This window comes from Pseudomonas palleroniana (assembly GCF_003031675.1).
GTDB classification, from domain to species: Bacteria; Pseudomonadota; Gammaproteobacteria; order Pseudomonadales; family Pseudomonadaceae; genus Aquipseudomonas; species Aquipseudomonas palleroniana.
Window position 1 is genome coordinate 54122 of record NZ_PYWX01000030.1, and the last position, 12304, is coordinate 66425.

Annotated in this window: 11 protein-coding genes; 6 read left to right on the forward strand and 5 right to left on the reverse strand. The window is 61.0% G+C overall.

What is annotated here, in order from left to right; translation table 11 throughout:
* Window positions 1-90 precede the first annotated feature (90 nt).
* Entirely contained in the window at window positions 91-1128 is a 1038-nt protein-coding gene (gene mreB / locus C9383_RS10395; RefSeq protein ID WP_002555108.1) for a rod shape-determining protein MreB, read from the reverse strand.
* 210 nt (window positions 1129-1338) lie between these two features.
* Here mreB and gatC point away from each other — a divergent pair, with 210 nt between their 5' ends.
* The 6 genes from gatC (at window position 1339) to C9383_RS10425 (ending at window position 6550) form a co-directional block, all read left to right on the forward strand.
* Window positions 1339-1626, forward strand: coding sequence for an Asp-tRNA(Asn)/Glu-tRNA(Gln) amidotransferase subunit GatC (gene gatC, locus C9383_RS10400; RefSeq protein WP_003188556.1), 288 nt, complete (start codon window positions 1339-1341; stop codon window positions 1624-1626).
* 16 nt (window positions 1627-1642) lie between these two features.
* On the forward strand, window positions 1643-3094 hold the full coding sequence (gatA, locus tag C9383_RS10405) for an Asp-tRNA(Asn)/Glu-tRNA(Gln) amidotransferase subunit GatA (protein ID WP_060754931.1): 1452 nt from the start codon (window positions 1643-1645) through the stop codon (window positions 3092-3094).
* Window positions 3095-3104: 10 nt separating this feature from the next.
* A complete protein-coding gene (gene gatB, locus C9383_RS10410; RefSeq protein ID WP_060754930.1) occupies window positions 3105-4550 on the forward strand; it encodes an Asp-tRNA(Asn)/Glu-tRNA(Gln) amidotransferase subunit GatB in 1446 nt (481 codons plus the stop codon).
* 145 nt (window positions 4551-4695) lie between these two features.
* Window positions 4696-5067, forward strand: coding sequence for a septal ring lytic transglycosylase RlpA family protein (locus C9383_RS10415; RefSeq protein WP_090366767.1), 372 nt, complete (start codon window positions 4696-4698; stop codon window positions 5065-5067).
* Between the two features lie 50 nt (window positions 5068-5117).
* Entirely contained in the window at window positions 5118-6173 is a 1056-nt protein-coding gene (locus tag C9383_RS10420; protein WP_162843544.1) for a calcium/sodium antiporter, read from the forward strand.
* Window positions 6170-6550 (forward strand): carboxymuconolactone decarboxylase family protein, encoded by a 381-nt coding sequence (locus tag C9383_RS10425; protein WP_060754927.1) that lies wholly within the window; start codon window positions 6170-6172, stop codon window positions 6548-6550. The genes C9383_RS10420 and C9383_RS10425 overlap by 4 nt, the downstream gene beginning before the upstream one ends.
* On the opposite strand, the gene C9383_RS10430 is transcribed toward C9383_RS10425, so the two are convergent.
* The 4 genes from C9383_RS10430 to C9383_RS10445 form a co-directional block, all read right to left on the reverse strand.
* Window positions 6547-7488, reverse strand: coding sequence for an AEC family transporter (locus tag C9383_RS10430; RefSeq protein WP_060754926.1), 942 nt, complete (start codon window positions 7486-7488; stop codon window positions 6547-6549). The genes C9383_RS10425 and C9383_RS10430 overlap by 4 nt on opposite strands.
* Window positions 7489-7832: 344 nt before the next feature.
* Window positions 7833-9386, reverse strand: a complete 1554-nt coding sequence (garD, locus tag C9383_RS10435) for a galactarate dehydratase (protein WP_090366771.1) — start codon at window positions 9384-9386, stop codon at window positions 7833-7835.
* Window positions 9387-9397: 11 nt separating this feature from the next.
* Window positions 9398-10762: an MFS transporter gene (locus C9383_RS10440; RefSeq protein ID WP_090366773.1), complete on the reverse strand. Its 1365-nt coding sequence runs from the start codon at window positions 10760-10762 to the stop codon at window positions 9398-9400.
* Between the two features lie 96 nt (window positions 10763-10858).
* A complete protein-coding gene (locus tag C9383_RS10445; protein WP_090366775.1) occupies window positions 10859-12304 on the reverse strand; it encodes an aldehyde dehydrogenase family protein in 1446 nt (481 codons plus the stop codon).

The following is a 12304-nucleotide window of genomic DNA, read 5'->3' on the forward strand; positions in this document are numbered from 1 at the left end:
CGGCCTGGATGCAGATTGAAGAAGATAAACGCCAACAGGCAGCACTGCAAAGTGCTGCCTGCCGACGAAGCATGAACCATCCTGGCGATCTTATTCGCTGGAGAGCAGGTCCATGGTGTGTTTATCCATCATTTCCAGTGCACGGCCACCACCGCGGGCAACGCAGGTCAGCGGGTCTTCGGCGACGATCACCGGCAGACCGGTTTCCTGGGCCAGCAACTTGTCGAGGTCACGCAACAACGCGCCACCACCGGTCAGCACCAGGCCACGCTCGGCGATATCGGAAGCCAATTCCGGCGGCGATTGCTCCAGAGCGCTTTTCACTGCCTGAACGATAGTGGCCAGGGACTCTTGCAGAGCTTCCAGCACTTCGTTGGAGTTCAGGGTGAAGGCACGTGGAACGCCTTCGGCCAGGTTACGGCCGCGAACATCGACTTCGCGCACTTCGCCGCCCGGGTAAGCGGTACCGATTTCCTGCTTGATCCGCTCGGCGGTGGATTCACCGATCAGGCTGCCGTAGTTGCGACGTACATAAGTGATGATCGCTTCGTCGAAGCGGTCGCCGCCTACGCGCACGGATTCGGCATACACCACACCGTTCAGGGAAATCAGGGCGATTTCAGTGGTACCACCACCGATATCGACCACCATCGAACCGCGCGCTTCCTCAACCGGCAGGCCGGCGCCGATAGCGGCAGCCATAGGCTCTTCGATCAGGAACACTTCGCGGGCACCGGCCCCCAGGGCCGACTCACGGATGGCACGACGCTCCACCTGGGTGGACTTGCATGGAACGCAGATCAGCACGCGAGGGCTGGGCTGCAGAAAACTGTTTTCGTGAACCTTGTTGATGAAGTACTGCAGCATCTTCTCGCAGACGCTGAAGTCGGCGATCACGCCGTCCTTCATCGGACGAATGGCAGCAATATTGCCTGGTGTACGGCCGAGCATGCGCTTGGCCTCGGTGCCGACGGCAACGACACTTTTCTGATTACCATGGGTCCGAATAGCCACAACCGATGGCTCATTCAGGACGATACCGCGCTCGCGCACGTAAATAAGGGTGTTGGCAGTGCCCAGGTCAATGGAAAGATCGCTGGAAAACATGCCACGCAGTTTCTTGAACATGGGAAAGGGACCCTAGGCAACGCGTGGGTAAAAAAGTGCGGCAAACTCTAACAACGACAGGGATTTTGGGCAAGGCGCCAATGTGCTAAATTGGCCGACTTTCTGTGCACCAACCCCCACAATCGCGGCCATATGACCGTAGAAATGCGGTAGTGTTCCGACAATCTAACACACGGACGCCCTCCGTTCTGTTTTCCACTGGAGAATCCCATGGCGCTTGAACGCTCCGACGTGGAAAAAATCGCGCATCTGGCCTCGCTTGGCCTGAATGACGCCGATCTTCCACAGACCACCGCAGCCCTGAACAGCATTCTCGGGCTGGTTGACCAAATGCAGGCCGTGAATACCGACGGTATCGAGCCCCTGGCTCACCCGCTGGAAGCAAGCCAGCGCCTGCGCGCAGACGTCGTGACCGAGCGCAATAACCGCGAGGCTTACCAGTCCATCGCGCCAGCGGTCGAAAACGGCCTGTATCTGGTTCCGAAAGTCATCGACTAAAGGGAAAGAGCCTTTCATGCATCACATGACTCTGGCCGAGATCGCCCGCGGTCTCGCCGACAAAAAGTTTTCTTCCGAAGAGCTGACCAAGACCCTGCTGGCGCGCATCGCCGAGCACGATCCCAAGGTCAACAGCTTCATCAGCCTCACCGAGGAACTGGCCTTGAGCCAGGCCAAGGCCGCCGACGAGCGTCGCGCCAACGGTGAACAAGGCGCACTGCTGGGCGCACCGATCGCCCACAAAGACCTGTTCTGCACCCAGGGCATCCGCACCAGCTGCGGCTCGAAGATGCTCGACAACTTCAAGGCGCCCTACAACGCCACCGTAGTCGCCAAGCTGGCCGCCGCCGGGGCCGTAACCCTGGGCAAGACCAACATGGACGAATTCGCCATGGGCTCGGCCAACGAGTCGAGCTACTACGGCGCAGTGAAAAACCCGTGGAACCTGGAGCATGTGCCCGGCGGCTCGTCCGGGGGCTCGGCTGCGGCCGTCGCCGCACGTTTCCTGCCGGCCGCCACCGCCACCGACACCGGCGGTTCGATCCGCCAGCCTGCCGCGTTCACCAACCTCACTGGCCTGAAGCCGACCTACGGTCGTGTTTCCCGTTGGGGCATGATCGCGTACGCGTCCAGCCTGGATCAGGGTGGCCCGCTGGCTCGGACCGCGGAAGACTGCGCAATTTTGTTACAAGGCATGGCAGGCTTCGATAAACAGGACTCCACCAGCATCGATGAGCCAGTGCCAGACTACAGCGCCAGCCTGAATACGTCGATCAAGGGCCTGCGTATCGGCGTGCCGAAGGAATACTTCAGCGCAGGCCTCGACCCACGTATCAACGAGCTGGTGCACAACAGCATCAAGGAGCTGGAAAAGCTCGGCGCCGTGATCAAGGAAATCAGCCTGCCGAACAACCAGCACGCGATTCCGGCCTACTACGTGATCGCCCCGGCGGAAGCCTCCTCCAACCTGTCGCGTTTCGACGGTGTGCGCTTCGGCTACCGCTGCGAAAACCCGAAAGACCTGACCGACCTGTACAAGCGCTCGCGTGGCGAAGGCTTTGGCGTGGAAGTACAACGCCGGATCATGGTCGGTGCCTACGCGCTGTCGGCTGGTTACTACGATGCGTACTACCTCAAGGCGCAAAAAATCCGTCGCCTGATCAAGAACGACTTCATGAGCGCCTTTAATGAAGTCGACGTGATTCTCGGCCCAACCACGCCTAACCCGGCCTGGAAGATCGGCGCCAAGAACAACGACCCGATCGCCGAGTATCTGGAAGATTTCTACACCATCACCGCCAACCTCGCGGGCTTGCCTGGCCTGTCCATGCCGGCCGGTTTCGTCGACGGCCTGCCGGTGGGCGTGCAATTGCTCGCACCGTATTTCCAGGAAGGCCGCCTGCTCAATGTGGCGCACCAGTACCAGTTGAACACTGACTGGCACACTCGCACCCCTACCGGCTTCTGAGGAGAACACTATGCAATGGGAAGTTGTGATCGGGCTGGAGATTCATACCCAGCTTGCCACCCAATCGAAGATTTTCTCCGGTAGCGCCACCACGTTCGGCTCAGAGCCCAACACCCAGGCCAGCCTGGTTGACCTGGGCATGCCCGGCGTACTGCCGGTGCTGAACCAGGAAGCGGTGCGCATGGCGGTGATGTTCGGCCTGGCGATTGACGCCCAGATCGGCCAGCACAACGTGTTCGCGCGCAAGAACTACTTCTACCCGGACCTGCCCAAGGGCTACCAGATCAGCCAGATGGAACTGCCGATCGTCGGCAAGGGCCACCTGGACATTCCCCTGGAAGACGGCACGATCAAACGTGTCGGTGTAACCCGCGCCCACCTGGAAGAAGACGCCGGCAAAAGCCTGCATGAAGAATTCCCGGGGGCCACCGGCATCGACTTGAACCGTGCCGGCACGCCGCTGCTGGAGATCGTGTCCGAGCCGGACATGCGCAGCGCCAAGGAAGCCGTAGCCTACGTCAAGACGATCCACGCACTGGTGCGCTACCTGGGCATCTGCGACGGCAACATGGCCGAAGGGTCGCTGCGTTGCGACTGCAACGTGTCGGTCCGTCCAAAGGGCCAGGTCGAATTCGGCACCCGCTGCGAGATCAAGAACGTCAACTCGTTCCGCTTCATCGAAAAGGCGATCAACAGCGAAGTGCGTCGCCAGATCGAACTGATCGAAGACGGCGGCAAGGTCATCCAGCAGACCCGCCTGTACGACCCGAACAAAGACGAAACCCGCGCCATGCGCAGCAAGGAGGAAGCCAACGACTACCGTTACTTCCCCGACCCGGACCTGTTGCCGGTCGTGCTGGAGGACTCGTTCCTCAATGACATCCGCAGCACCCTGCCGGAACTGCCGCAGCAGAAACGCGAGCGCTTCCAGGAGCAGTTCGGCCTGTCGGTCTACGATGCCAGCGTCCTGGCGTCCAGCCGCGAACAAGCCAACTACTTCGAAAAAGTGCTGAGCATCGCCGGCGACGCCAAACTGGCGGCCAACTGGGTGATGGTCGAGCTGGGCAGCCTGTTGAACAAACAGGGCCTGGAAATCGACGAAGCCCCAGTCACCGCCGAGCAACTGGGCGGCATGCTGCTGCGTATCAAGGACAACACGATCTCCGGCAAAATCGCCAAGACCGTGTTTGAAGCCATGGCCGCAGGCGAAGGCAGCGCCGACGAGATCATCGAGCAGCGTGGCCTCAAGCAAGTGACCGACAGCGGTGCGATTTCCGCCGTTCTCGACGAAATGCTCGCGGCCAACGCCGAGCAGGTCGAACAATACCGTGCGGCCGACGAAGCCAAACGCGGCAAGATGTTCGGCTTCTTTGTCGGTCAGGCGATGAAAGCATCCAAAGGCAAGGCCAACCCGCAACAGGTGAACGAACTGCTGAAAAGCAAGCTCGAAGGCTGACAGCGATGAAGAGACCGGGTGAGCTCGGTCTACTGTAGGAGGGGGCTTGCCCCCGATGAGGGTGTGCCAGTCAGCAATTCTATTGACTGACTCACCGCTATCGGGGGCCAGCCCCCTCCCACATTTGATAGTGGGATACCTGGAAATGAAGCGTCTATTCGGCCTCCTGGCCCTGTTCTCCCTGTTGACCGGTTGCGCCAGCGGCCTCATTGATCCCAACGGCTACGACGAAACCGGCACCGCCTCCTATTACGGTGCCAAGCACCATGGCAAAAGAACCGCCAGCGGTGAACCCTTCAACCAGAACGCCCTGACGGCCGCCCACCGGCGCCTGCCCTTCGGCACCCAGGTCAGGGTGACCAACCTCGCCAACAACAGAACCGTGGTGGTCCGCGTCAATGACCGTGGCCCGCACACCCGAGGGCGCTTGATCGATCTGTCGCGCAAAGCAGCCGAGCAACTGGGTATGCTGGGCAGCGGCACCGCACGGGTTCGTGTGCAAGCCATGAGCAACTGATCGAGGCCGCCTTGAGTATTTTTGGATTGAACGCACTCTCGCCCTGGAGCCTGGCTGAACTGATCAGCGGCCTGCTGCTGCTGATCGTCGGTGCCGAAATCCTGGTGCGGGCCGCCGTGCGCCTGGCCGCCAGCCTCAAGGTACGGCCGCTGATCATCGGCTTGAGTATCGTCGCCTTCGGCAGCAGCGCGCCGCAGATGACCGTCAGCCTGCAAGCCACCCTGGCCGGCAACACCGATATTGCCGTGGGCAGCGTGATCGGCAGCAGCATCTTCAACATCCTGGTGACCCTGGGTTTGTCCGCCCTGGTCATTCCATTGCGAGTGTCACGACAATTGGTTCGCCTGGACATCCCGGTCATGATCCTCGCCGGGCTGCTGGTCTTTGCCCTGGCGGCCAACGAAGCGCTGACACCCTTCGATGGCCTGCTGCTGCTCGCCGCCCTGGCGGGCTATCTGGGCCTGTTGCATTACCAGACCCGCCACTCACGCCGCCCACGTACACGGGATACCGTGGCCAAAGCGCCTTGGCTGAGTAGCGTATTGCTGATGCTGGGCGGGTTCCTGGTGCTGGTGCTGGCCGGGCATTTGCTGCTGGGCGCGGCGGTGGATGTGGCCGGTGACCTGGGCCTGTCGGAACGCATCATCGGCCTCACGCTGATCGGCGTCGGTACTTCTCTGCCGTGCCTGGCCACCTCGTTGATTGCAGCCCTGCGTGGCGAGCGGGAAATAGCCGTGGGCAACGTGATTGGCAGCAATTTGTTCAACCTGCTGGGCGTACTGGGTTTTACGGCGTTGATCGCACCGTCGCCACTGTCGGTGTCACCCAACGCCCTGGACTTCGACCTGCCGGTGATGCTCGGCGCAATCACCCTGTGCTTGCCGGTGTTCTATACCGGTTACCGCGTCACTCGCGCCGAAGGCCTGGTGCTGCTGGGGCTGTACCTTGCGTATGGCCTGCATGTGATGGCGTTCACCACCGGCATGCCCCTGGCCAATAAGCTCGAACAATTGATGCTGTACTACGTTCTGCCGGTGCTGGTGGCGTTGCTGTTGTTCACATCGCTACGGGCCTGGCGTCGTCAACACAAGAGGGAATCGCAATGACCGATCAGAAAAAGCCCGGGGTTGAAATGCGTCGCCAAGTCATGGGCGACGCGTTCGTCGAACGCGCCCTGGGCAATGCCACCGAGTTCACCCAACCGTTGCAGGATTTCGTCAACGAGCACGCGTGGGGCAGCGTGTGGAATCGCGAAGGCTTGCCCCTGAAGACGCGCAGCCTGATCACCCTCGCCGCCCTGACCGCGCTCAAATGCCCGCAAGAGCTCAAAGGCCATGTGCGGGGCGCACTGAATAATGGCTGCACCGTCGAAGAAATTCGCGAAGCGCTGCTGCATTGCGCGGTGTATGCCGGGGTGCCGGCGGCGATCGATGCGTTTCGTGCGGCCCAGGAAGTCATCGACAGCTACCAGAAGGAAGGTTAGATCCAGCCGCCTGCCTGCAACACAAAGATCCCGATATTCGTGGTCACCGCCGCCATCAGCGTGGTGATCACGATAATCGCCGCCGCCAGTTCATGATTACCCTCGGCCGCCCTGGCCATCACGAAACTCGCAGCGGCCGTCGGCGCGCCGAAGTACAGAAACAGAATGCCCAGCTCCGGCCCCCGGAAGCCCAGCAACCAGGCGCCCAGCGTCGCCACCAGCGGCAAGCCGAGCATCTTTACCAGGCTGGCGCTGAGCGCCATGTTGCCACTCTTGCGCAGCGCTGCCAGCGACAAGGTGCCACCGATGCAGATCAACGCCAGCGGCAGGGTCATGTCCGCCAAATACCGGGCGCAAGACTCCAGCCAACCCGGCAGGCCGATCTTGAACATCGCAAACGGCGCGGCCGCAATCACGCTGATGATCAACGGGTTGGCCAGCACACTTTTGCAGATACTCCACGGGTCGGACTTGATCACCGGGCTATACACCGCCAGCACGATGGTCGACAGCGTGTTGTAGAACAGGATCACCAACGCCGCGAGGATAGCGCCCAGGGAAATGCCGTAGTCACCGTACATGCTGGCTGCCAGCGCCAGGCCGATGACCCCGTTGTTGCCGCGAAACGCACCCTGGGTATAAATGCCCCGATCTTCACGCGGGCAACGAACAATCGCCCAACCCCAGGCCAATGCAAAGCTGAGCAAGGTGGCAACGGCAAAGTAGATCAGCAAACCCGGCTTGAGCGCCGAATGCAGGTCGGCATGCAGGATGCCCAGGAACAGCAGCGCCGGCATGGTGACGTTGAACACCAGGGACGAGGCCGTGTGGATAAAGTTGTCGTTGATCCAGTTGATGCGCTTGAGCAGCACACCGAGGAACAGCATGGCAAACACCGGCGCCGTGATGGTGAGAGTGGTGAAGAAAATAGCCAGCATGCCGGGGAGAACCTTGGTCGACGTCGTCAGGTAGCCAATGATAAGCCACCACAGGCCACCCCGTCCGGTTGTAGTGAGCGGGCTCGCCCCGCGCTGGGTGGCGCAGCCGCCCCAACGAGCCCTCCCAAGACGCTTCAGAAAGACCGAGGCGCCTGGGTTGAGGGCGAGGCACGCCCTAATACCAGCCAGTCAAGGCTTAACGCTGTCACTGTGGGAGGGGGCTTGCTCCCGATGGGCTGCGAAGCGGCCCTAATCCCAAGCGCTTCGGTCTTTCTGAAACACCGCGGCGATTGGGGCGGCTTTGCCGCCCAGCGCGGGGCAAGCCCGCTCACTACAAGGCAAGTTCAGGTGATAGGCGCAGGATTGAACAGGGTGATGTCGTTATGCAGCTTATGCCGTTCGGCCCACGTCTGCTTCTTGCCGCTGGCCACGTCCAGGTAGAATTGAAACAACTCCCAGCCCAATTCCTCGATACTCGCGCGCCCTGTGGCAATGCGCCCGGCGTCGATATCGATGAGATCCGGCCAGCGCTGCGCCAACTCCGTGCGCGTCGACACTTTCACCACGGGCGCCATCGCCAGCCCATACGGCGTGCCACGCCCGGTGGTGAACACATGCAGGTTCATTCCCGCCGCCAGTTGCAAGGTGCCACACACAAAATCACTAGCCGGCGTGGCGCAAAAAATCAGACCCTTGCCCTTGAATCGCTCGCCGGGGCCAAGCACGCCATTGATCGCACTGCTGCCGGATTTGACGATAGACCCCAAAGACTTCTCGACAATGTTCGACAACCCGCCCTTCTTATTGCCTGGCGTGGTATTGGCGCTGCGATCCGCCTCGCCCTTGGCCAGGTAACGGTCGTACCAGTCCATTTCCCTGACCAGCTCCCGAGCAACGTCCTCGCTCTGTGCGCGAGAAGTCAGCAGGTAGATGGCGTCTCGGACTTCAGTCACTTCGGAAAACATCACCGTCGCCCCGGCCCGCAACAGCAAGTCCGAGGCGTACCCCAGCGCCGGGTTGGCGGTGATGCCGGAAAACGCATCACTGCCCCCGCATTGCATCCCCAGGATCAGCTCAGAGGCCGGCACGGTTTCACGACGACGCTGGTCGAGCTTCTTCAAGCGGGTTTCGGCCAGCGCCATGATCTGCTCGATCATTTCAGTGAAGCCGTGGCTGGCGTCCTGCAGGCGGTACAACCATGGCTCGCTCAGGTCGACGGAACTGTCGTGCTCATGCATCACTTGCCCGGCCTGCAATTTCTCGCAACCCAGGCTGATCACCAGCGCTTCGCCCCCCAGGTTGGGGTTGCGTGCCAGGTTGCGCACCGTGCGGATCGGGATATAGGCATCCGTCGCGGTGATCGCCACGCCGCAGCCGTAGCTGTGGGTGAGCGCCACCACGTCGTCAACGTGCGGATACTTGGGCAGCAATTCGTCCTTGATGCGCTTGACCGCATGATCCAGCACGCCCGTGACGCACTGCACCGTGGTGGTGATACCGAGGATATTGCGCGTCCCCACGGTACCATCGGCGTTGCGATAGCCCTCGAACGTAAAGCCCTCCAACGGCGCCTGGGTTTGCGGGACCTCGGTGGACAGCGGCAAGCTGTCCAGCGGTGGCGCGGTGGGCATGCGCAGTTGATCTTCCTGCACCCAACTGCCACGTGGAATCGGCGCCAAGGCATACCCGATGGTCTGGCCATAACGAATGATCCGACCGCCTTCGGGAATATCTTCCAGGGTCACCTTGTGGCTCTGGGGAATAAACTCCAGCGTCACCAGGCCGTCCGCAAACTCGGTCCCGGCCGGTACCCCCTGATCGTTGACCACGATCACCACGTTGTCGCGCTCGTGCAAACGAATCGAGCGCGGCGAATCGGCATGTTCAATCAATTGCATCACACGGCCCCTCAGGAATGCGCTTCGGACAGATGGGTCAGCTCAGGCCCCTTGCTTGGAGGCTCTTTGAGTACTACACGCTTGATCGGGCCAACGATGACCAGGTAGCTGAACACCGCCACCAGCGCGTTGGCGCCGACAAACACCAGGGCCCACTTGAACGAGCCGGTGGTGCTGATGATGTAACCGATGACGATCGGCGTGGTGATCGACGCGAGGTTACCGAAGGTATTGAACAAGCCGCCACTGAGGCCGGCGATCTGTTTCGGCGAGGTGTCGGACACCACCGCCCACCCCAGTGCGCCAACGCCCTTGCCGAAGAACGCGAGGGCCATGAAGCCGACCACCATCCATTCGATATCCACGTAGTTGCAGGCCACGATACTGCTGGAAATCAACAGCCCGCCAATGATCGGCGCCTTGCGCGCGAAGGTCAGCGAATGGCCCCTGCGCAGCAGGTAATCGGAAATCACCCCACCGAGCACGCCGCCGATAAACCCGCAGATCGCCGGCAACGACGCAATGAAGCCGGCCTTGAGGATGGTCATGCCACGGTCCTGCACCAGGTACACCGGGAACCAGGTGAGGAAGAAGTACGTGATGCCGTTTATGCAATATTGGCCCAGGTACACGCCGAGCATCATGCGATTGGTCAGTAACTGGCGGATGTAATTCCACTTCGGGCCGTCGGTTTTCTTGCCTTTGCCTTTATCCTGATCCATATCGACCATCGCACCATTGGTCGCGATGTGATTGAACTCGGCTTCGTTGATCATCGGGTGCTGGCGCGGGCTGTGGATCACTTTGAGCCAGATCAGCGAAAACAGAATGCCGATCACGCCCATCACGATAAACACGTGCTGCCAGCCGAAGGTGAAGACGATCCAGCCCATCAGCGGCGCAAACAGCACCGTGGCGAAGTACTGCGCCGAGTTGAAGATCGCCGACGCCGTACCGCGCTCCGCCGTAGGAAACCACGCTGCGACAATACGGGCATTTCCGGGAAACGACGGTGCCTCAGCCAGGCCCACCAGAAAGCGCAGCATGAACAACGCGACCACTGCGGTGGAAACCCCGAACTCACCGACATAGCCTTGCAGCACGGTGAACAAAGACCAGGTGAAGATGCTCAAGGCATAGATTTTTTTCGAGCCGAACCGGTCCAGCAGCCAGCCACCGGGAATTTGCCCAGCCACGTAGGCCCAACCGAATGCGGAGAAGATGTAACCGAGGGTGACCGCGTCGATACCGAGGTCTTTTTGCAGGCTGGAGCCTGCGATGGCGATAGTGGCCCGGTCGGCATAGTTGATCGTCGTCACCAGAAACAGCATGAGCAGGATCAAATAGCGGACGTGGGTCGGCTTGGTCGCTTGCATGAAGAAGTACTCCCACTAATTATTTTTTTTGCGGGTAATCATTTCTGTGTTGAAGGTAGGAGCCGGCAGGCAACCGGCTCCTACGACGGGCGCGTCCTACGACCCGATGTAGCTGGTTTTCACCACGGTGTAGAACTCTTGTGCATAACGACCTTGCTCACGCGAACCATAGGACGAGCCCTTACGGCCACCGAACGGCACGTGGTAATCCACACCCGCGGTCGGCAGGTTGACCATGACCATCCCGGCCTGGGAGTGGCGCTTGAAGTGGTTGGCGTATTTCAGCGACGTGGTGGCAATACCGGCCGACAAACCGAATTCGGTGTCATTGGCCATCGCCAACGCCGCCTCGTAGTCCGCCACGCGGACCACGTTGGCCACCGGACCGAAGATCTCCTCACGACTGATGCGCATGGCGGCTTCGCTGTCGGCAAACAACGTCGGCGCCAGGTAGTAGCCTTCGGTGTCACAGGTCACCAGGCCGCCGCCACTGACCAGCCGAGCGCCTTCGCTTTGGCCGATGTCGATGTATTTCAGATCCTGGTCCAACTGGGCCTGGGACACGACCGGACCAATATCGGTGCCGCTTTTCAGCGCGTGACCGACAGTGATAGAGCGCATGCGCTCGGCCATGGCCGCGACGAACCGGTCGTGGATGCCGGCCGTGACAATCAAGCGACTGGATGCGGTGCAACGCTGGCCGGTGGAGTAGAACGCACTTTGTACCGACAGCTCGACAGCCTGCTTGAGGTCGGCATCATCGAGGATGATCTGCGGGTTCTTGCCGCCCATTTCCAACTGCACTTTGGCCTGGCGCGACACACAGCTCACGGCGATCTGACGACCCACGCCCACCGAGCCGGTGAAGCTGATGCCATCGACTTTCGGGCTGTTGACCAACACATCGCCGACCACACGACCGCTGCCCATCACCAGGTTGAACACACCGGCCGGGAAACCGGCGCGAGAAATGATTTCCGCCAGGGCCCAGGCACAGCCCGGCACCAGCTCGGCGGGCTTGATCACCACGCAGTTACCGTAGGCCAGGGCCGGGGCGATTTTCCAGGCGGGGATGGCAATCGGGAAGTTCCACGGCGTGATCAAGCCGACCACACCCAGCGCTTCGCGGGTCACTTCAACGTGGACGCCAGGGCGCACCGACGGCACATAATCGCCGGACAGACGCAGGCATTCACCGGCGAAAAACTTGAAAATGTTACCTGCACGCGTCACTTCGCCAATGGCTTCGGGCAGGGTCTTGCCCTCTTCCCGGGCCAGCAGGGTGCCCAGCTCTTCACGGCGGGCGAGGATTTCGCTGCCGACTTTATCCAGCGCATCGTGACGCGTCTGGATACCGGACGTCGACCAGGCTGGGAACGCGGCGCGGGCGGCATCGATAGCGGCGTTGACCTGGGCGACGTCAGCCTTGGCGTATTCGCCGATGACATCGGACAACTCCGACGGGTTGAGATTGACGCAGTAGTCGGTACCGGCCACCCACTCGCCGTTGATGTAGTTTTCAAAACGCTTGGCTTGGGACAC

Coding starts and splice junctions, on each gene's coding strand:
- mreB (WP_002555108.1), bottom strand. CDS start 1,128: ATGTTCAAGAAACTGCGTGGCATGTTTTCCAGCGATCTTTCCATTGAC.
- gatC (WP_003188556.1), top strand. CDS start 1,339: ATGGCGCTTGAACGCTCCGACGTGGAAAAAATCGCGCATCTGGCCTCG.
- gatA (WP_060754931.1), top strand. CDS start 1,643: ATGCATCACATGACTCTGGCCGAGATCGCCCGCGGTCTCGCCGACAAA.
- gatB (WP_060754930.1), top strand. CDS start 3,105: ATGCAATGGGAAGTTGTGATCGGGCTGGAGATTCATACCCAGCTTGCC.
- C9383_RS10415 (WP_090366767.1), top strand. CDS start 4,696: ATGAAGCGTCTATTCGGCCTCCTGGCCCTGTTCTCCCTGTTGACCGGT.
- C9383_RS10425 (WP_060754927.1), top strand. CDS start 6,170: ATGACCGATCAGAAAAAGCCCGGGGTTGAAATGCGTCGCCAAGTCATG.
- C9383_RS10430 (WP_060754926.1), bottom strand. CDS start 7,488: ATGCTGGCTATTTTCTTCACCACTCTCACCATCACGGCGCCGGTGTTT.
- garD (WP_090366771.1), bottom strand. CDS start 9,386: ATGCAATTGATTGAACATGCCGATTCGCCGCGCTCGATTCGTTTGCAC.
- C9383_RS10440 (WP_090366773.1), bottom strand. CDS start 10,762: ATGCAAGCGACCAAGCCGACCCACGTCCGCTATTTGATCCTGCTCATG.